Origin of the sequence: Corynebacterium sp. ACRQP, from assembly GCF_022345915.1 — a bacterium.
Classification (GTDB): domain Bacteria; phylum Actinomycetota; class Actinomycetes; order Mycobacteriales; family Mycobacteriaceae; genus Corynebacterium; species Corynebacterium lehmanniae.
The window spans coordinates 1-1,028 of the sequence record NZ_JAKRMZ010000051.1; the positions used below are offsets into that span (position 1 = coordinate 1).

The 1,028-nt window shown below is 57.1% G+C and carries 1 rRNA gene; it reads right to left on the reverse strand.

From position 1 onward, the window contains the following. Nucleotides 1-1,028, reverse strand: a 16S ribosomal RNA gene (locus tag MHY23_RS11820); the annotation flags it as partial.

Sequence of the window (1,028 nt, forward strand, 5' to 3'; positions counted from 1 at the left end):
GACGCGTTGTACCGACCATTGTAGCATGTGTGAAGCCCTGGACATAAGGGGCATGATGATTTGACGTCATCCCCACCTTCCTCCGAGTTAACCCCGGCAGTCTCTCACGAGTCCCCACCATAACGTGCTGGCAACATAAGACAAGGGTTGCGCTCGTTGCGGGACTTAACCCAACATCTCACGACACGAGCTGACGACAACCATGCACCACCTGTACACCAACCACAAAGGGAAAGACCATCTCTGGCCCGGTCTGGTGTATGTCAAGCCCAGGTAAGGTTCTTCGCGTTGCATCGAATTAATCCACATGCTCCGCCGCTTGTGCGGGCCCCCGTCAATTCCTTTGAGTTTTAGCCTTGCGGCCGTACTCCCCAGGCGGGGCGCTTAATGCGTTAGCTACGGCACGAACCCCGTGGAAGGGACTCACACCTAGCGCCCACCGTTTACGGCATGGACTACCAGGGTATCTAATCCTGTTCGCTACCCATGCTTTCGCTCCTCAGCGTCAGTTACTGCCCAGAGACCTGCCTTCGCCATCGGTGTTCCTCCTGATATCTGCGCATTCCACCGCTACACCAGGAATTCCAGTCTCCCCTACAGCACTCAAGTTATGCCCGTATCGCCTGCAGTCCCGCAGTTAAGCTGCGGGCTTACACAAACGACGCGACAAACCACCTACGAGCTCTTTACGCCCAGTAATTCCGGACAACGCTCGCACCCTACGTATTACCGCGGCTGCTGGCACGTAGTTAGCCGGTGCTTCTTCTCCAGGTACCGTCACAAAAACGCTTCGTCCCTAGCGAAAGGAGTTTACAACCCGAAGGCCGTCATCCCCCACGCGGCGTCGCTGCATCAGGCTTGCGCCCATTGTGCAATATTCCCCACTGCTGCCTCCCGTAGGAGTCTGGGCCGTATCTCAGTCCCAATGTGGCCGTACACCCTCTCAGGCCGGCTACCCGTCGACGCCTTGGTAGGCCATTACCCCACCAACAAGCTGATAGGCCGCGAGCTCATCCCACACCGAAAAA